The organism is Amycolatopsis sp. NPDC051373 (genome assembly GCF_040689465.1).
GTDB lineage: Bacteria > Actinomycetota > Actinomycetes > Mycobacteriales > Pseudonocardiaceae > Amycolatopsis.
The window spans coordinates 1-16,839 of the sequence record NZ_JBFBAE010000028.1; the positions used below are offsets into that span (position 1 = coordinate 1).

Annotated in this window: 13 protein-coding genes and 1 pseudogene; 8 read left to right on the forward strand and 6 right to left on the reverse strand. The window is 70.5% G+C overall.

Annotated features, from left to right (window positions below):
• Window positions 1-62: 62 nt before the first annotated feature.
• Both AB0383_RS38680 and AB0383_RS38685 read left to right on the forward strand, forming a co-directional pair.
• Window positions 63-776: a histidine phosphatase family protein gene (locus AB0383_RS38680; RefSeq protein ID WP_366190004.1), complete on the forward strand. Its 714-nt coding sequence runs from the start codon at window positions 63-65 to the stop codon at window positions 774-776.
• A gap of 108 nt (window positions 777-884) precedes the next feature.
• Complete coding sequence (locus AB0383_RS38685) at window positions 885-2,936, forward strand: M3 family metallopeptidase (protein ID WP_366190005.1); 2,052 nt, start codon at window positions 885-887, stop codon at window positions 2,934-2,936.
• 99 nt (window positions 2,937-3,035) lie between these two features.
• On the opposite strand, the gene AB0383_RS38690 is transcribed toward AB0383_RS38685, so the two are convergent.
• Window positions 3,036-3,560, reverse strand: coding sequence for a helix-turn-helix domain-containing protein (locus AB0383_RS38690; RefSeq protein WP_364189590.1), 525 nt, complete (start codon window positions 3,558-3,560; stop codon window positions 3,036-3,038).
• Between the two features lie 81 nt (window positions 3,561-3,641).
• Between AB0383_RS38690 and AB0383_RS38695 the strand changes: the two genes are divergently transcribed.
• The 3 genes from AB0383_RS38695 to AB0383_RS38705 all read left to right on the forward strand — a co-directional run bounded on the left by AB0383_RS38695 (window position 3,642) and on the right by AB0383_RS38705 (window position 6,768).
• Complete coding sequence (locus AB0383_RS38695; RefSeq protein WP_366189919.1) at window positions 3,642-4,523, forward strand: alpha/beta hydrolase; 882 nt, start codon at window positions 3,642-3,644, stop codon at window positions 4,521-4,523.
• A 118-nt stretch (window positions 4,524-4,641) separates the two neighbouring features.
• Window positions 4,642-5,634, forward strand: a complete 993-nt coding sequence (locus AB0383_RS38700) for a zinc-binding dehydrogenase (protein WP_366189920.1) — start codon at window positions 4,642-4,644, stop codon at window positions 5,632-5,634.
• Between the two features lie 141 nt (window positions 5,635-5,775).
• Window positions 5,776-6,768, forward strand: coding sequence for a sigma-70 family RNA polymerase sigma factor (locus tag AB0383_RS38705; protein WP_366189921.1), 993 nt, complete (start codon window positions 5,776-5,778; stop codon window positions 6,766-6,768).
• A 124-nt stretch (window positions 6,769-6,892) separates the two neighbouring features.
• On the opposite strand, the gene AB0383_RS38710 is transcribed toward AB0383_RS38705, so the two are convergent.
• The 3 genes from AB0383_RS38710 to AB0383_RS38720 all read right to left on the reverse strand — a co-directional run bounded on the left by AB0383_RS38710 (window position 6,893) and on the right by AB0383_RS38720 (window position 8,999).
• On the reverse strand, window positions 6,893-7,486 hold the full coding sequence (locus AB0383_RS38710; RefSeq protein ID WP_366189922.1) for an AAA family ATPase: 594 nt from the start codon (window positions 7,484-7,486) through the stop codon (window positions 6,893-6,895).
• A 1-nt stretch (window position 7,487) separates the two neighbouring features.
• Entirely contained in the window at window positions 7,488-8,477 is a 990-nt protein-coding gene (locus tag AB0383_RS38715) for a malate dehydrogenase (RefSeq protein WP_364189576.1), read from the reverse strand.
• 81 nt (window positions 8,478-8,558) lie between these two features.
• Complete coding sequence (locus tag AB0383_RS38720) at window positions 8,559-8,999, reverse strand: MarR family winged helix-turn-helix transcriptional regulator (RefSeq protein ID WP_364189573.1); 441 nt, start codon at window positions 8,997-8,999, stop codon at window positions 8,559-8,561.
• 106 nt (window positions 9,000-9,105) lie between these two features.
• Between AB0383_RS38720 and AB0383_RS38725 the strand changes: the two genes are divergently transcribed.
• Together AB0383_RS38725 and AB0383_RS38730 are read left to right on the forward strand one after the other, a co-directional pair.
• Entirely contained in the window at window positions 9,106-9,504 is a 399-nt protein-coding gene (locus AB0383_RS38725; RefSeq protein WP_364189570.1) for a nuclear transport factor 2 family protein, read from the forward strand.
• Complete coding sequence (locus AB0383_RS38730) at window positions 9,504-9,866, forward strand: VOC family protein (protein WP_364189567.1); 363 nt, start codon at window positions 9,504-9,506, stop codon at window positions 9,864-9,866. Before AB0383_RS38725 ends, AB0383_RS38730 begins: the two co-directional genes overlap by 1 nt.
• On the opposite strand, the gene AB0383_RS38735 is transcribed toward AB0383_RS38730, so the two are convergent.
• The gene (locus AB0383_RS38735) at window positions 9,850-11,955 is read right to left on the reverse strand and encodes an FUSC family protein (RefSeq protein ID WP_366190006.1); all 2,106 of its coding nucleotides are present in this window, start codon (window positions 11,953-11,955) and stop codon (window positions 9,850-9,852) included. The two genes, AB0383_RS38730 and AB0383_RS38735, sit on opposite strands and share 17 nt — an antisense overlap.
• Window positions 11,952-15,103 (reverse strand): annotated as a pseudogene (locus AB0383_RS38740) (GH92 family glycosyl hydrolase). The gene AB0383_RS38735 and the pseudogene AB0383_RS38740 overlap by 4 nt, the downstream one beginning before the upstream one ends.
• Window positions 15,104-15,323: 220 nt before the next feature.
• Between AB0383_RS38740 and AB0383_RS38745 the strand changes: the two are divergent.
• A complete protein-coding gene (locus tag AB0383_RS38745) occupies window positions 15,324-16,775 on the forward strand; it encodes an amidase (protein WP_366189923.1) in 1,452 nt (483 codons plus the stop codon).
• Window positions 16,776-16,839: the final 64 nt, after the last annotated feature.

Here is a 16,839-nt window from a genome sequence, read left to right on the forward strand (position 1 = left end):
CCGCCACCCGCTCGATGCCGTCCAACACGCGGGGCCACACGGGTTCCGGCAGGTCGTGGCCCATGCCCGGGACGACGTCGAGGTCGGCGCGCAGGAAGTCCACTGCGAACGGGTCCGGCGTCCTGGCGGGGCGCACGCCGAAGGTCGGTCTCGACGACACCGGCCGAGCGCAGGCCGAGAAGCTGGTCGAGCGGCTGGCCGGCGTGCCCGTCGCCGAGCTGGTGGTGTCGCCGATGCTGCGCTGCAAGCAGACGGTGACGCCGCTGGCGACCGCGCTGGGTCTGGACAAGACCGTGGAGCCGCGCCTGTCTGAAGTGGACTACGGCGAGTGGACCGGTCGCGAGCTGAAGACGCTGGTCAAGGAGCCGCTGTGGCGGGTGGTCCAGTCCCACCCGTCGGCGGCGGTGTTTCCCGGCGGTGAGGGTCTGGCCGCGATGCAGGCCCGTGCGGTGGCCGCGATCCGCGCGCACGACGCCCGCATCACCGCCGAGCACGGCGACCACGCCGTGTGGATCGCCTGCAGCCACGGCGACGTGATCAAGGCGGTGCTGGCCGACGCCCTGGGCCAGCACCTGGACGCGTTCCAGCGCATCGTGGTCGACCCGGCGTCGGTGTCGGTGGTCCGCTACACCGAGACTCGGCCGTTCGTACTGCGCGTGAACGAGAACGGCGGCGACCTGTTGGGCATCGTGCCGCCGCCGCCGAAGAAGAAGTCCGGCCGCGGCAAGAAGGCAGGCGACAGCGACGCGGTGGTCGGGGGCAGCACCGGGCGCTGAGCCCGGCGGACACGCCCTCGGCGGAAAGCGGCTCGACCAGGGCCGCGAAACCCGTAGGGTGGCGGGATCAGCGCGGGAAAGCACGTGAAGAACCAGGAGCGCAACCCGATGATTTCGCCGGACAACCCGTTCGCCACCCCGAGTGAGCTGCCCTACGCCCTGCCGCCGTTCGACCGCATCACGGTCGAGCACTACCGGCCCGCGTTCGAAGAGGGCCTGACCGCCCACGCCGCGGAGATCCACGACATCGCCGCGAACCCCGCGGAGCCCACGTTCGAGAACACGATCGCCGCGCTGGAGCGGGCGGGGGAGCTGCTGGAGCGGGCGTCCGGCACGTTCTTCAACGTCTCGGGCTCCGACTCGACCGAGGAGATCCAGGAGATCCAGGCCGAGCTGGCCCCGAAGCTGGCCGCGCACTCCGACGCGATCCACCTGGACCCGCAGCTGTTCGCGCGGATCAGCGCGCTGTACGAGCGGCGCGAGAGCCTCGGCCTCGACCCCGAGTCGCTGCGTCTGCTGGAGCGCCGGCACACCGACTTCAGCCGCGCCGGCGCCGGGCTGCCCGAGGCCGAGCAGGAGAAGCTGCGCAAGCTGAACGAGCAGCTCTCGACTCTGCAGACGAAGTTCCAGCAAAACCTGCTGCGCGACACCAACGAGCTCGCCGTGGTCCTCGACAACGTCGCGGACCTGGCCGGGCTCGACGAGGGCGCGCTCGCCACCGCCGCCGAGGCGGCTGCCGCTCGTGGCGAAGAGGCCAAGTACGTCCTGAACCTCACGCTCCCGACCGCGCAGGCGGCCCTGGAGTCGCTGGAGAACCGCGCGGTGCGCGAGCGCGTCTTCACCGCCTCGGTCTCGCGGGGCAACCGCGGCAACGAGTACGACAACAACTCCGTCGCCGCCGAGATCGTCCGTCTGCGGGCCGAACGCGCGGCGCTGCTGGGCTACCCGGACCACGCGTCGTACGTGATCTCCGACGAGACGGCCAAGACCGCCGACGCGGCCTCGGGCCTGCTGGAGCGGCTGGCGCCGGTCGCCGTGGCCAACGCCCGCGTGGAGGCCGCCGAGCTGCAGCAGCACCTCGAGGCGGACGTGCCCGGCGCGACGCTGAAGCCGTGGGACTGGGCGTTCTACGCCGAGAAGGTGCGCCGCGAGCGCTACGAGGTGGACACCGCCGCGCTGCGCCCCTACTTCGAGCTGAACCGGGTGCTGACCGACGGCGTGTTCTTCGCCGCGAACCGCCTGTACGGCCTGACCTTCACCGAGCGCGACGACCTGCCGAAGTACCACCCGGAGGTGCGGACCTTCGAGGTCTTCGACGCCGACGGCAGCGGCATGGGCCTGTTCCTCGTGGACTACTACACGCGTGACTCCAAGCGCGGCGGCGCGTGGATGAACAACTTCGTGTCGCAGTCGGACCTGCTGGGGCGCAAGTCCGTGGTGGTCAACGTGCTCAACGTCGCGAAGCCGCCGGCGGGGGAGCCGACCCTGCTGACGCTGGACGAGGTCACCACCGTGTTTCACGAGTTCGGCCACGCACTGCACGGGCTGCTCTCGGGCGTCGAGTACCCGACGTTCTCCGGCCCGAGCGTGCCGCGAGACTTCGTGGAGTACCCGTCGCAGGTCAACGAGATGTGGATGCTGTGGCCCGAGGTGCTGGCGAACTACGCCAAGCACCACGTGACGGGGGAGCCGCTGCCGGCCGAGCAGGTCGCCAAGCTTGAAGCCGCGCAGCAGTACGGCGAGGGCTTCAAGACGACCGAGTACCTCGCCGCGTCGCTGCTCGACCTCGCCTGGCACCGCCTCGGCGTGGACGACCGCGTCGACGACGTGCAGCGCTTCGAGGCCGACGCACTGGAGAAGGCCGGCGTCGCGCTGGAAAGCGTGCCGCCGCGCTACCGCACCACGTACTTCAACCACGTCTTCGGCGGCGGTTACAGCGCGGGCTACTACTCCTACATCTGGAGCGAGGTCCTCGACGCCGACACCGTGCAGTGGTTCCGCGAGAACGGCGGCCTCAAGCGCGAGAACGGCGACCACTTCCGTTCGACGCTGCTCGGCCGCGGGGGGAGTGTGGACCCGATGGAGGCGTTCGCGAACTTCCGCGGTCGTCAGCCGGAGATCCAGCCGCTGCTGGAGCGCCGGGGTCTCGCGGGGGCCTGATCGTTCTTCGGGTGGGGCCGGCCGTTCTCGGTCGGCCCCACTTTTGTCTCTTGTGGACTGTATAACGACCTATACGGCGGGGGTTTGGCCTGGTCGCGGTCACTCCAGGGGGAACAAGATCGGGCTGATGAGGTGCTGGCGCCGGCCGGGGGCAGGCTCGTTGCGCAGCCGGGGGAGGAGTACTTCGCGGAGATCGGTGATGAGCTCGGCGAGCTCCTCGGGGCTCAGCCAGACCGAGTGCTGGCGGTAGCCCACGAGGTCCATGACCGGATCCGCGCCGGCCCGGCCCAGGTATGCGGTGAACTCGGCGATCAACGTCGTCATCGCGGTCGCGAACACCTTGCGGTGATCGTCGAGCGTTGCCGAGGCTGCCGCGTCGGCGTCGACCACCGCGCGATCACGCCGCAGCCGGTAGCTGCGCTCGACGGCGCCGCGGACGCGTTGTTCCTCGGCCACTTCGAGGATTCCGGCTTCGGTGAGCAGGCCGACGTGGCGGTACAGGGTCGCCTTCGACACGTCGTGGATGCGCTCGGCCAGCTGGGTGGTGGTCAGGGGCCGCCCGCCGGAGAGGGCGTGCACCACGCGCAGCCGCACCGGGTGCACCAGGAGTTCCAGATCGTCCACGCCGTTATGTTCGCACATCTGCTACCGTTCTCAATCTTGAGAACGTGGGGCCGCTGGGGGCCCGGGACGGGAGATTCGGCGATGAAGGTCGACGTGGCACCACTGGGCGAGCACTACGAGGTGGCCGGGCGCCGGCTGCTGCTGCATCGCTGCGGCTCCGGCGGGTCACCGGTGGTGTTCCTGCCTGGCGCGGGCTTGATGGCGTATGACTTCCTGAACGTGCAGCAGCGCATCGCGCAGTTCACCACGAGCGTCGTGTACGACCGGGCCGGCACGGGCTGGAGCGACGCTGTCGAGCTGCCACGCACGCCGAACGAGGTGACGGACGAACTGCGGGCCCTGCTCGCGGCCGCTGACGTGCCCGGGCCATACGTGCTGGCCGGACATTCCCTCGGGGCGCTGTACGCCCGCCGCTACGCGCAGCGCTTCCCCGCGGAAGTCGCCGGCCTGGTGTTCCTCGATCCGGGCCACGAGGACATCCTGGAGTTCCTGCCGAAGGAGGCCGCCGAGCTCAACGAGAGCCTCAAACCCGACCCGGCCGCCCTGCCCGAGCCGACGTCCGCGCAACTGGAGGCTTCGCGCGACGCCTTGCTGGGCCTGTACGCGAACTGGCCCGACGGTGTCCGGGAAGCGTTGGTGGACAAGCACCTCACGGACTGGCGCACGGCGGTCCTGGAGACCCGGAACTTCGAAACCGAGGTGTACGACCAGGTCCGCGCCGGGGGAGCGCTGCCGGACGTCCCGCTGGTGGTGCTGAGCGCACTCGGGGCCAACCCGCACTGGGCGCAGTTCGCCTCCCCGGAGCTGATGGAGCAGATGCTGGCGGGGATCAAGGCCCTGCATGCGTCGATCGCCTCTTCGGTGCCGCGAGGTGAGCACCGCACACTTGACGGTGCGGCGCACCAGACGATGCACCTGGAGAACGAAGACGCTGTCGTGGAGGCGATCCGCTCGGTCCTCTGAGGACGATCCGCGCGAGCTGCCGATTCCTTTCGGCGCGGCAGGAGGTCTCCCTTTTCGACGGCCGGCTCGCCCCGAGCGGGCCGCGGTTCGGACAGTCGAAGAGAGAGAGCTGATCGCCGTGAACATTCCCGCGACCATGCGCGCGCTGCAGCAGACTTCGCTCGAGGGGCCGCAAGACCTGCGTTTGATCACTGACGCGCCGGTACCGGCTCCCGGCCGGGGTGAAGTGCTGGTCAGGGTCCGGGCCGCCGGGGTCAACTTCGCCGACCTCTCGCAGGCCCGTGGGGTGTTCCGGGGCGGCCCGCAGCCGCCGTACCTGGCGGGTTTCGAGGCCGCGGGTGAAGTCGTTGCGCTCGGCTCGGAGGTCACCGGCCTGGGCCTGGAGAGCCTGGTCATCGGCGTCGGATCCGGTGCGTTCGCCGAGTACGCGGTCCTGCCCGCGGCCGCGGCGATGCCGGTTCCGGCCGGTTGGACGGCCGGGCAGGCGCTGGGCCTGGTGGTAAACCGGCCGGCCGCGCTCGCGGCGCTCAAACCGCTGGGGCGACTGGTCTCGGGGGAGACGGTGGTGGTCCACGCCGCGGCGGGCGCGACCGGCCAAGCCGCCGTGAGGATGGCCAAGCACTACGGGGCGACAGTCATTGCCACCGCTTCCCCGGCCAAGCACGACACCGTGCGCGCACTCGGCGCCGATCACGTCCTGGACTCCCTGGACGCCGACCTCACCGCCGAAATCCTGCGGCTGACCGGTGGCGCCGGTGCCGATCTGGTGCTGGAGTCGGCCGGCGGTGCCGGCTTCGCGGCCGCCCTGGCCTCGGCGAAGCCGGTGACCGGCCGGGTCGTCGTCTACGGGTTGGCGGGCGGCGAGGCCGCGATCACCAACTGGGATCTGGTGTATCGCCACCAGGTCCACGTCGTCGGCTTCAACCTCGGGACGCTGATCCAGGCGGCTCCGCGGATCTTCGGTGAGGTCATGGGTGAGCTGTCGGCCCTCGTCGCCGCGGGCGTCCTCCCGCCCGAACATCCGGCTGTCTACGAACTGGCCCACGGCCCGAAAGCCCTGGCGGAGCTGGAGGCGAGGGCGACCGTCGGCAAGCTCGCCCTACGGCCCTGACCTGCGGTTCGATTCCTTCGGCCCGGCTTGCCGGTCCTACGGGGAGACGGTCCCGGCCCGCGGGATCGGCCCGGACGAGGAGCGACTCATGGTCAGCAGGCGAACCACGGTGAACCCCGTGCCACGACCTAGAATCGCCACATGACGGCCCAGGTGCGGGAGCCGGCGGATCGGGACCGGTTCGCCGCCGAAACCGAGCCGTTCCGCCGGGAGCTGCTGGCGCACTGCTACCGCATGGTCGGTTCTGCGCACGACGCCGAGGACCTGGTGCAGGAAACCTACCTGCGGGCCTGGCGGTCCTACGCCGGGTTCGAGGGCCGCGCGTCGATCCGGTCCTGGCTCTACAAGATCGCCACCAACGTCTGTCTGACCGCGGTGGAGCCGCGCAAGATCCGGATGCTGCCCTCTGGCCTGGGCGGTCCCCAGGAGAGTTCCGGGACCTCTCCCGACCCGGTCGCGCCAGGTGAGGTCTCGTGGCTGGAACCGTGGCCGGACCGGTGGACCACCGCCGACGACGACCCGGCCACGTCGGTCGTCGCGCGCGAATCACTGCGCCTGGCGCTCATCGCGAGCCTGCAGCACCTGCCCGCACGGCAGCGCGCGATCCTCATCCTGCGTGAGGTGCTTTCGTTCTCCGCGGCCGAAACCGCGCAGCTGCTCGGGACCACCACAGCGGCGGTGAAGAGCGGGCTGCAGCGGGCCCGGGCGCGGCTGGGTGAGCTGGAACCACGGCCGGAGCAGTTGCTGGAACCGGCTGACCAGCGGGCCCGGGCGTTGCTCGACGGTTACATCGCGGCCTTCGAACGCTCGGATGCCGGCCTGCTGGAGCAGGTGCTGTGCGCGGACGCGACGCTGGAGGCGACACCGTTGCGCGACTGGCAGGCCGGGCTCGTGAACTGCATCCGCATGCTCGCCGCGCACGTGCTGGGTGCGCCGGGGGACTGGCGGATGCTCGCCACCACCGCCAACGGCCAGCCCGCTGCCGTCGAGTACCGCCGAGACGAAGCCGGCGTGTTCCGGGGGAGGGGCATCGTGGTGCTGGACCCGACCGCCGCCGGTGTCTCCCGTGTCGTCGCGTTCCACGACGCGGCCCTGGTCACCCTGTTCGGGTTTCCCCGATCACTCACAGACTGATCCTGACCGGTCGCGCCAAGTCCGGTGTAGACAGTCACTCTCAAAGTGTATAACGATCTATACGGCGGGCCAGGTGCGAAAAAATAATCTGTCACCCGGCCACCAGCCCACCACTAAAACCCCGCTAAATACCGGAGAGGATCTCCACCACGGCGTCGTAGGTCTGTTCCACGTCAAGGCTTTCCGTGTCGACCACAGTGCACTTCGGACGCTGCCGCAGGTACGCCGAGAGGTGGTCGTGGACGCGGTCGATCAGCTCCAGCCCGCCCGCGCGAGTGATGATCTCGTCGATGTCGCGGGCCGGTCCGCTCTCGCTGGAGCGGGACGAATAGCGGTCGAACGCGTGGGGCTTCGCCGCGGTCAGCACGATCTCGATGTACGAAGCTCCTGCGGCACGCGCGGCGGCTTCGAACCCCGAAACCTCTTTCAGGTGCGTTGCCAGCTGGGGCATCACGACGGAGAACCCGGACCGCAGATGGGTTTCCGCCATGGCGACGGCCAGGCGGCGCGCGACGGGCAGGGTGGCGAAGAAGTCGTCGCGCCAGCCGCCGATGAGGGAGACGACGTGGTCGGTGTCGAGGTCGAGCACGCCGGGGTGGCGATCGGCGTAGAGGCGCGCGACGGTGGACTTCCCGATGCCCGACGGGCCGTTGAGGTGAATGAGGCGAGGGCCGCCCCGGACGGATCCGGGGCGGCCCTCAGAAGAAGCAGTGTTCAACTCAGATGAGGCCGAGCTTCTGCACGGCGTCGCGCTCCTCGGCGAGCTCGCCGACGGTGGCGTCGATGCGGGCGCGGGAGAAGTCGTCGATCTCGAGGCCCTGCACGATCTCGTACTTGCCGTCCTTGGCGGTGACGGGGAAGGACGAGATGAGGCCCTCGGGGACACCGTAGGAGCCGTCGGAGATGACCGCGGCGGAGGTCCAGTCGCCTTCGTCGGTGCCGTTGACCCAGGTGTAGACGTGGTCGATGGCGGCCGACGCGGCGGAGGCGGCGGAGGAGAGACCGCGGGCTTCGATGATGGCCGCGCCGCGCTTGGCGACGGTGGGGATGAAGGTCTCTTCGACCCAGGTCTGGTCGTTGACGGCCTCGGCGAGGTTCTTGCCGCCGACGGTGCCGTGGGTGATCATCGGGTACTGCGTGGCCGAGTGGTTGCCCCAGATGGCCAGGCGCTTGATGTCCGAGACCGGGACGTCGAGCTTCTTCGACAGCTGCGCGAGGGCGCGGTTGTGGTCGAGGCGGGTCATCGCGGTGAAGCGGTCGGCCGGGACGTCGGGCGCGTGGGACTTGGCGATGAGGGCGTTGGTGTTGGCCGGGTTGCCCACCACGAGGACGCGGATGTCGTCGGCCGCGCCGGCGTTGATGGCTTCGCCCTGGGGCTTGAAGATGCCGCCGTTGGCCTCGAGCAGGTCGCCGCGCTCCATGCCCTTGGTGCGGGGGCGGGCGCCGACGAGCAGGGCGATGTTGGTGCCGGAGAACGCCTGCTTGGGGTCGTCGAAGATGTCGATCCCGGACAGGAGCGGGAAGGCGCCGTCGTCGAGCTCCATCGCGGTGCCCTCAGCCGCCTTGACCGCCTGCGGGATCTCGAGGAGCCGCAGTTTCACCGGGGTGTCCGGGCCGAGGAGCTGACCGGACGCGATGCGGAAGAGCAGCGCGTAGCCGATCTGGCCGGCCGCACCGGTGACGGTGACGTTGACAGGGGCTTGGGTCATAGCGGGTTCTCCAGCTTGAGACGACTTTGGCTAGTACCGCGACTCTAGTACTCGCGGGTGCGATCGTTCGGGTGCGTCCAGTCACTCTCCGGCCGGTGTCGTGACGTTGGCCGCGAGCCGGCCCAGGAGTGTGGCGAGGGTGGCGATCTCGTGGTCGGTGAGGCCGGTGCGCATGCGGTTGTCGTGGGCGACGGCGGCTTCGGCGAGGCGGTGGAAGGTGCTTTCGCCGTGGTCGGTGAGTTCGACGTGGTGGACGCGGCGGTTTTCGGGGTCGCGGGTGCGGGTGAGCAGGCCGGCGGTTTCCATGCTGTTGAGGTGGTGGGTGAGGGTGGCGCCTTGGATGCCGACGGCGTCGGCGAGCTGGCGTTGGCTGGTGTGCTGGTGGGTTTTGAGGGCGATGAGGATCTGCCAGACGGGCTGGGAGCCGCCGACGGCGGCGAGGGCCTGGTCGAAGGCCTGGCCCGCGGCTTTGGCGGTGCGGGCGAGGACGACGCCGATGGGGGCGGTGGTTGGTCGTGGCACGGGTGCACCGTAGCGTAGATTGATCGAAGACTAAGCGTTTGACATCTAACGATTAGAGTTCTAACGTTTGTCGCGTTGAGCTGCTCCACTGACCGCGGGAGGGATCATGGGCACCACCGAAGAGATCAGCGATTTGGGGAAACGCTGGGTCGCGGCCGAGACGGCCGGGGACACCACGACGCTGGCCGGGATGACCACGGGTGACTTCACCCTGGTCGGCCCGCTGGGCTTCGTGCTGAACCGCGACCAGTGGCTGCAGCGCTACGAAGGCGGCGGGCTCGTCACGCGCCGGCTGGATTGGCGCGAGGTCGAGGTGCGCGAGCACGGTGATTCGGCGATCGCGGTCGGCGTGCACGAGCAGGAGGCGACGCACCGGGGCAACGCGGTGGACGGGCAGTTCCGGTCGACGCACGTGCTGGTGCGCGAGGGCGGCCGGTGGTTGCTGGCGGGGATGCACCTGAGCCCGATCGGTGCGCCGCCGGCGTTCGCGCGCGGGGGTGCGTGATGGCGGAGCTGAACCACACGATCGTGTGGGCGACGGATCGGGGTGCGTCGGCGGAGTTCCTCGCTGGGGTCCTGGGGCTGGCTGTGGGTGAGGAGACGGCGCCGTTCCTGCCGGTGGTGCTGGGCAATGGGGTGACGCTGGATTTCGCGCAGGCGGATGAGGTTGCCGGTCAGCACTACGCGTTTCTGGTGAGCGACGCGGAGTTCGATGCCGCGCTGGAGCGCCTCAGGGCGTCGGGGACGGCGATCTACGCCGATCCGTTGCACCGCACGACGGGGATCAACGGGATGTTCGGCGGGCGCGGGTTCTACTTCGACGATCCGGACGGGCACAACATGGAGCTGCTCACGAGGGCCGGTTAGCGCCGGCCGGTGCGGGCTGGGTCGCCTCGACGTTGAACACGCGGCCCAGCGCGATGACGCCTTCGTCGAGGTGGCTGAAGCTGGAGACGACGGCGCGGGTTTCGGAGTCGTCGATGCGGTCGACGACGGGGGTGCCGTCGTCGCGGATGAGCTTGTCCGTGGGTGTGGTGTTGGGGTGGCGGACGGCTTCGCCGACGAGGTCGATGTTGGCGAGTACGCGGCCGGCGAAGAGGTCGAGGCGGTCGGCGACGGGTCCGTCGAGCTGGCCGGGCTGGGCGCGGGCGGCGACGTGGCGGGCGCGGAAGGCGATGCCTTCGAGGGTGGTGAGCACGTGCCAGCCGTAGTCGCGCCGCGCGCTGCGGAGGTTGATGGGGTGGGTGAGCGGTTCGAGGGTCTTGCGGACCTGTTCGACGGCGCGGTCGAGGTCGCGGGACATCTCGATGATGTTCACGTTGTCGCGGCCGGAGAGCAGGGTTTCGGCTGATTCGACGAACTCGTGCAGCTCGTCGAGGACGGTCGCGATGTCGTCGAGCATGACCGAGCGGGTGCGGACGGGGACGATGACCGTGGCGGCGAGCAGGCCGGAGGCGGCGCCGACGGCGGTTTCGGCGACGCGGATCCAGAGGACCTCGATGCTGAAGGTGCCGAGCAGGCTGTAGAGCAGGCCGAGCATGCTGGTGACGAAGAAGGCCATGAGGAACTGCGAGACGCGGGCCATGTAGACCATGCCGAAGACGCAGACCATGATCAGGGCGAGGATCGCGATGGTGTTGCCGCTGACGAGCAGCGCCAGTGCGACGCCGCCGACGATGCCGAGGAGGGTGCCGCCGGTGCGGCGGACGCCTTTGACGAAGCGGGCGCCGGCGCTGGAGGTGCCGACGAAGACCACGAAGACGGTGAGCACGGCCCAGTACCAGCGTTGGTGGGAGATGAGCTGTCCGGCGAGGACGGCGAGTCCGCCGCCGATGACGGCCTGGATGGCGCTGCGGGTCTGGTTGTCGTAAGCGAACGCTTGGGTGGGTTCGGGTTCGTCGTCGTCTTCGTCGAGGGAGTAGTCCACTGTGGCCTCGCGGCCGGCGACGCGCTGGGCGCGGTCGTCGGCGACGGCGAGTTCGGCAATGGCGCGGCGGACGCCGTCGCCGGGGCGGGCTTTCTCGTCGATGCGGCTGCCTTCCACGAGCATGCGGCTGTATTCGCCGGTCTCGCTGATGAGGGGCAGTTCTCGGGGGTCGCGTTCCATGAGGGAGCGGAACTTCGCCAGCCGGGCGACGAGGTCGTCGGCGACGCCGCGGGTGAGGGGGTGGGAGCAGGTGCGTTGCACGGTGATCGTGAGCCATTGGACGGCGAGCTCGACCTCGATGGCGCGGCGGCGCAGGAGGTCGGCGTTGCGGGCGTCGACAACGTCGGGGGCGTTGTCCTCGATGAGCAGGACGGACTCGTGCAGGCGGGCCAGGGCGGTGCGGATCTGGCGGTTGCTGCGGTCGCTGCCGGCGGAGGCGATGTAGGCCTCGGTGGCGCGCACGGTGGCGGCGACGCGGGCGCGGAAGGCGCGGCGGATGCGGATGAACTCGGTTTCGGCGTTGCGGCGCAGCAGGACGAAGCGCACGAGGGCGTTGGCGGCGACGCCGGTGGCCATGGCGATGAGCAGCTGCGGGGCTTGGGAAAGGTGGGCCTGCAGGAACATGGGGAAGAAGAACAGGAAGAACGCCATGGAGCCCAGGGCGGTGCCGCGGGGGCCGAAGCGCTGGAGGTAGACGGCGACGAAGATCAGCAGGACGAAGATGATGCTGTCGAGCGGTGGGTAGGCGGCGCCGATGGTGGCCAGGGTGATGGAGCAGGCGCCGACGACGGCCGCGAGGCACAGCGTGACGGCTTGGCCGCCGGTGGTGGGATCGTTGACGGTGAAGGCGCTCATCATCGCGGCGATGGCGGCGACCAGTGACGTGGTGAGCGGGAAGTGCAGGGGCTGCAGCACGAGGATGGCGATGATGATGCCCAGTACGGCGGAGCCGGCCAGCCGCAGGCGGACGAGGCCGGGATCGGCTGCCGCCAGCCGGTCGAGGGTGGCGTCGCGCAGGTCGGCGATCATCGGGCGAGCAGCTCCCACTGGGCGAGGGTGACGCGGCGGCGGTTCGCTGCCGTGACACGCAAACGGTAGTGCTCGCAGGCCGCGGGGCTGTCGAGGACGAACGGGCGGGTCTGGCGGCGCCAGCGGAACAGCTCTTCGCTGCGACGGTCGAGCACGGTCCAGTGGCGGCCGTCGGTGGAGCCTTCCAGCACCCACGCGCTCGGGTCTCCGTCGCGGCTGCCCGAGGTGAGCGTGTACATCGTGACTTCGCGGGGGTTGCCGTGCACGGAGAACTCGACCACGGGGGTGCGGGTGGTGAAGGTGGCTTCGGTGCGGCTGGTGTCGTCGACGAGAAGCGCGGCGGGACCGTCGGGGCTGTAGGCGGTGCCGACGAGGTCGGCCAGCGGCTCGGGTTTGGCGGGGGTTACGGGTTCGGTGCCCCACGTGCCGGGTTCGCTGCGCACGTCGAACTCCAACACGGCGCCGCGGGCGAGCACGGCGTGGGAAATGGTGGCCGACTTGTGGGGCCGGCCGTCGATGGTGAGGCCGTGGACGTAGGGCGTGTCCGCGGTGTCTCCCAGGTCGGCGGCCCTCGCGGCGCCGGGGGCGCGGATCACGAGGTCGTGGCCGTTCTCCAGGTGCAGGGTCGCCTGGCGGAACAGCGGCGCGCACACCACGTACCGCGGGCTGCCGACCGTGAGCGGGTACAGGCCGAGCGCGGCGAAGACGTACCAGGCGGACATCTCGCCGTTGTCCTCGTCACCCGGGTAGCCCTGGCCGAGCTCGCTGCCGAGGTAGAGACGGCGCAGGACCTCGCGGACGGTGCGCTGCAGCTTCGCGGGCGCGCCGGCGTAGGCGTAGATCCACGGGATGTGGTGCGAGGGCTGGTTGGAGTGGCCGTATTGGCCCATGCGCACGTCGCGGGCTTCGGTCATCTCGTGGATGAGGCCGCCGTAGGAGCCGGGTTTGCGGCCGGTCTCGGGGGTGGTGAAGAACGTGTCGAGCTTGGCTTCGAGGCCGGCGGTGCCGCCGTGCAGGGCGGCGAGGCCGGGCCCGTCGTGGGGCACGGAGAACGCGGTGTTCCACGCGTTGGTCTCGACGAAGTCGCCGCCCCAAGCCTCGGGGTCGTAGCCCCGCGCCGGGAAGTGGCGGCCGCCGTCGGGGGTGCGGCCCTGGAAGAAGCCGATGCGCGGGTCGAAGTGGTGCACGTAGTGCTGGGCGCGCTGGCGCAGGTAGGCGGCGTTGTCGGCGCGGCGGCGCGCGCGGGGGCCTTCGCTTTCGCGGGCGAGCGCGTCGGCGAGGTTGGCGAGGCCGAAGTCGTTGAGGCAGCCTTCCAGCGCCCAGGAGAGGCCTTCGCGGGTCGAGGTGGGCGTGTAGCCGAGGAACGGTGAGGTGTCGAGGCCCTTGCGGCCCACGCCGGCGCGGGGCGGGGCGACGGTCGCGTTTTTCAGGGCGGCGTCGTAGGCGGACTCGACGTCGAAGTTGCGCACGCCTTGAGGTAGGCGTCGGCGAAGGCGACGTCGGAGCTGGTGCCGGTCATGAGGTCGGCGTAGCCCGGGGAGGACCACCGGGCGATCCAGCCGCCTTCGCGGTACTGCTGCACGAACCCGTCGATCATCCGGCCGCAGCGCTCGGGGGTGAGCAGCGCATACGCGGGCCAGGTGGTGCGGTAGGTGTCCCAGAAGCCGTTGTTGACGTACAGCTCGCCGTCGACGATCTTCGCGCCGGTGCGCTTGCGGGTGCTGAACGCGCGGCCGCGGGCGACGGGGCTGGCGTGGCGGATGCCGTCGGGCGTGTTCTCGTGCGCGCGGTTCGGGTAGAGGTAGAGCCGGTAGAGGTTCGAGTAGAACGTGGCCAGCTCGTCCTCGCTCGCGCCCTCGAGTTCGACACGCCCCAGCACGTCCTGCCACTTCTCCCGCGCGCGGTCGCGGACCTCGTCGAACGTGGTGCCGGCCGGGATCTCCAGCTCCAGGTTTCGCCGCGCCTGCGCGAGGCTGATCAGCGACGTCGCGATCCGCAGCGTCACCTGGGGCGCGGCGAACTCCAGGTGCCCGGTCACCCGGCGCCGGAACGGGCCGCGGCCCCCACCGGACGCGGGCACGTCGGCCTGCGCGTGGACGAACATGCGCCGCGCTCCTGTGGACAGGCGGCTGCGCACCCACGTGTGCCCGGTGACCACCCCCGTCGACGGGTGCACGCGCAGGCCGCCGCGGTTGCGGGCGTTGTCGAAGACCACCCAGCCGGCGCCTTCGGGGAAGGTGAAGCGGAACATCGCCGCGTGGTCGGTGGGCGCGACCTCCGCCGTGACGCCATTGCCGAACCGCACGCCGTAGTGGTGCGGTCGATCGGTCTCGTCTTCGTGGGAGAACGCGAGCGCGCGGCGCCGGCGGTCGGTCTCGACGGGACCGGTGCCGGGCATCAGGTGGAAGGTGTGGCGGTCGCCCATCCACGGGCTCGGCTGGTGGCTCAGCGCGAACGCCTGCAGTGCCGGCTCGTTCGCCGCCGTGTTGTGCCGGTGGTAGGAGTAGAACCAGTCCAGCGACCGCGCGTCGGTGACCGGGGTCCAGAAGTTGAACCCGTGCGGCACGGCCGTGGCCGGGAACGTGTTGCCGCGCGAGAAGCCGAAGCCGGAGTGCGTGCCCCGTGTCGTGCGGACGTGGTCGACCGCATCGCCGGTGCGCGGGTGGTGCTCGCCGACGCGCACGTCGTCGAGCCAGCCCTTGACGTCGCGGCCGCCCGGCGCGTCGGTGAGCAGCACGATCCGGCGCACGCGGCGCCCGGCGAACGCGCCCAGCGGCCGGCGCACGAGGTTCCACTGGTCCACCAGCAGCGTCTTCGCGTGCCCCTGCTCGGTGGCCGAGAACCCGGCGTTGCTGCCGTCGTCGAACTCGACGTCCAGTGCGACGAACGTGCTGCGGTAGGAAGGGACCGCCGCGTCCGACGCCGGGAAGACCACGTAGGACAGTGCACTGTGGGCGGTGACCTCGACGTCGGTCTCGAACAGCGCCGTCCGCGCCACACCGCTGTAGCGCAGCGCGCGCACGCCGGTGAACCCCACTCCTGTTTTCGCGGTGGGGGACCGGTCGGGTCCGCTGTCCACGCGGACACCGGCGGCGACCGGCTGAGGGTCACCCGCCTCGAACGATGAGAAGAACCCGGCGCTGGTCACCCGCACACGGTAGTCGGCCACGCCGCGATCGGCCCGGTGTGGCCACGACCTCCCCGCACGCCGTCCCTGCCGACCGCATTTGACATCAGCGCTTTTTTGTGGCGATCCGAATTGATCGCGAAGGCCATGAAATACGTTTTCCCGCAACGGGATCGATGTCTCACAACTGATTACGTGCTTTTCCGCTCAACACTTGTTCTCGCGGCTACGGTCGGATTCCATGGAATGGAGTTTTCACTCGGCAGAACAGCTCGCGGCGGCGTTGAAGGCCGGCGAAGTGACCTCGGTGGACCTGACCGACGAAGCGATCGCCCGGATCGACCGCCACGACCCGGTGATCAACGCGATCTGCGTACCGGACTTCGACCGCGCACGCGCCGCCGCGCACCGAGCCGACGAGGCGCGAGCCCGCGGCGAGGACCGGCCGCTGCTCGGCATTCCGGTCACGGTCAAGGAGTCCTACGACATCGCCGGCCTGCCCACCACGTGGGGCCTGCCGCCGCACCGCGACCACCTGCCCACCGAGGACGCGGTGCAGGTGTCCCGGCTCAAGGCCGCCGGCGCCGTGATCCTCGGCAAGACCAACGTGCCGCTGGGGCTGCAGGACCTGCAGAGCTTCAACGAGATTTACGGCGCCACGAACAATCCGTGGGATCACGAGCGCACGCCGGGCGGTTCGTCCGGCGGCTCTGCGGCGGCCCTGGCGGCCGGGTTCGGCGCGCTGTCGATCGGCTCGGACATCGCCGGCTCCCTGCGTACCCCCGCGCATTTCTGCGGGGTCTACGCGCACAAGCCGACGCTAGGGCTCGCGGCCACCCGCGGCATGACCGTGCCACCCGGGCCGGCGTTGCCGGTCGAGCTCGACCTCGCCGTCGTCGGCCCGATGGCACGCACCGCTCGCGACCTCACACTCCTGCTCGACGTGATGGCCGGACCGGATCCCCTCACATTCGGCATCGCACACACCGTGGCGCTGCCGCCGGCCCGCCACGAGCGGCTCGCCGACTTCCGCGTGCTGGTCCTCGACGAGCACCCGCTCGTCCCGACCGGGTCCGCCGTACGGGCGGGTGTGAAACGGGTGACCGACGCGCTCCTCGCCGGCGGCACCCACGTCGAGCGGCAGAGTCCGCTGCTGCCCGACCTGACCGAAGCCGCGGCGCTCTACGCACAACTGCTGTTTTCGGGTTCCGTCGCCCGCTTCCCGTTCACGCCCCGCGAACCGGATCCCACCGAGACCGCTCTGGACGCGGCCCTGCGCCACGGTCCGACACTGAGCCACCACGAGTGGCTCGAAGCGAACCACCGGCGCGAACTCCACCGCCACCGCTGGCGGCAGCTCTTCGCCGAGTTCGACGCCGTCGTCTGCCCGATCACGCCGACCCCCGCGTTCCCGCACGACCACGAACCCGACCCGGGCAACCGCCGGCTCGACATCGACGGTGAGCTGGTTCCGTACTGGGACCAGCTCGTGTGGGCCGGTGTGGCCACCATGCCCGGCCTGCCCGCCACGGCCATCCCCGCGGGCCGGTCCCCGGAGGGCCTGCGGGTGGGCGTGCAGGTCATCGGCCCGATGTTCGAGGACCGCACCCCACTGCGGCTGGCCGAACTGCTGGAACGGGAGATCGGCGGCTTCCAGGCCCCGGAGAACGCCGCCGCGGTCATCAAGGCCTGATCACCCGCTCAGGCGACCGAACCCGGACAACGGTGTGGCCCCGCAGGAAACCCTGCGGGGCCAC

Coding starts and splice junctions, on each gene's coding strand:
- AB0383_RS38735 (WP_366190006.1), bottom strand. CDS start 11,955: ATGATCGCCGACCTGCGCGACGCCACCCTCGACCGGCTGGCGGCAGCC.
- AB0383_RS38725 (WP_364189570.1), top strand. CDS start 9,106: ATGGGCACCACCGAAGAGATCAGCGATTTGGGGAAACGCTGGGTCGCG.
- AB0383_RS38705 (WP_366189921.1), top strand. CDS start 5,776: ATGACGGCCCAGGTGCGGGAGCCGGCGGATCGGGACCGGTTCGCCGCC.
- AB0383_RS38745 (WP_366189923.1), top strand. CDS start 15,324: ATGGAATGGAGTTTTCACTCGGCAGAACAGCTCGCGGCGGCGTTGAAG.
- AB0383_RS38695 (WP_366189919.1), top strand. CDS start 3,642: ATGAAGGTCGACGTGGCACCACTGGGCGAGCACTACGAGGTGGCCGGG.
- AB0383_RS38685 (WP_366190005.1), top strand. CDS start 885: ATGATTTCGCCGGACAACCCGTTCGCCACCCCGAGTGAGCTGCCCTAC.
- AB0383_RS38715 (WP_364189576.1), bottom strand. CDS start 8,477: ATGACCCAAGCCCCTGTCAACGTCACCGTCACCGGTGCGGCCGGCCAG.
- AB0383_RS38730 (WP_364189567.1), top strand. CDS start 9,504: ATGGCGGAGCTGAACCACACGATCGTGTGGGCGACGGATCGGGGTGCG.
- AB0383_RS38680 (WP_366190004.1), top strand. CDS start 63: ATGCCCGGGACGACGTCGAGGTCGGCGCGCAGGAAGTCCACTGCGAAC.